General features: G+C 51.2%; 1 protein-coding gene. It reads left to right on the top strand.

All coding sequences use genetic code 11. The features are described 5' to 3' along the window. Window positions 1–1,141, top strand: a 1,141-nt coding sequence (gene tuf, locus LVQ76_RS22280) for an elongation factor Tu (protein WP_232922475.1), incomplete at both ends; no start/stop codon positions are given.

Raw genomic sequence — 1,141 nt, 5'->3', positions numbered from 1 at the left:
TGTCTAAAGAAAAATTTGAACGTACAAAACCGCACGTCAACGTCGGTACTATCGGCCACGTTGACCATGGTAAAACCACTCTGACTGCAGCAATCACTACCGTTCTGGCTAAAACCTACGGTGGTTCTGCTCGTGCTTTCGACCAGATCGATAACGCACCAGAAGAAAAAGCTCGTGGTATCACCATCAACACTTCCCACGTTGAATATGACACCCCGACTCGCCACTACGCGCACGTTGACTGCCCAGGGCACGCCGACTACGTTAAAAACATGATCACCGGTGCTGCTCAGATGGACGGCGCTATCCTGGTTGTTGCTGCGACTGATGGCCCAATGCCACAGACTCGTGAGCACATCCTGCTGGGTCGTCAGGTTGGCGTTCCTTACATCATCGTGTTCCTGAACAAATGCGACATGGTTGATGATGAAGAGCTGCTGGAACTGGTAGAAATGGAAGTTCGTGAACTTCTGTCTATGTACGACTTCCCAGGCGACGATACTCCAATCGTACGTGGTTCAGCGCTGAAAGCACTGGAAGGCGACGCGGATTACGAAGCTAAAATCATCGAACTGGCTGGCTACCTGGATACCTATATCCCGGAACCAGAACGTGCTATCGACAAGCCGTTCCTGCTGCCAATCGAAGACGTATTCTCCATCTCCGGCCGTGGTACTGTTGTTACCGGTCGTGTAGAGCGCGGTATCGTTAAAGTTGGTGAAGAAGTTGAAATCGTTGGTATCAAAGATACCGTGAAATCAACCTGTACCGGCGTTGAAATGTTCCGCAAACTGCTGGACGAAGGCCGTGCTGGTGAGAACGTTGGTGTTCTGCTGCGTGGTATTAAACGTGAAGATATCGAACGTGGTCAGGTACTGGCTAAGCCAGGCTCTATCAAGCCACATACTCAGTTCGAGTCAGAAGTTTATATCCTGTCCAAAGACGAAGGCGGCCGTCATACTCCGTTCTTCAAAGGCTACCGTCCACAGTTCTACTTCCGTACAACTGACGTGACTGGCACCATCGAACTGCCAGAAGGCGTTGAGATGGTAATGCCGGGCGACAACATCAAAATGGTTGTTACCCTGATCCACCCAATCGCGATGGACGACGGTCTGCGTTTCGCAATCCGTGAAGGCGG

The organism is Buttiauxella cochleicola (assembly GCF_021283185.1).
Taxonomy (GTDB): domain Bacteria; phylum Pseudomonadota; class Gammaproteobacteria; order Enterobacterales; family Enterobacteriaceae; genus Buttiauxella; species Buttiauxella massiliensis.
The sequence above is the reverse complement of the archived record's forward strand: the minus strand, read 5'-3'. Positions and strand labels throughout refer to the sequence as shown.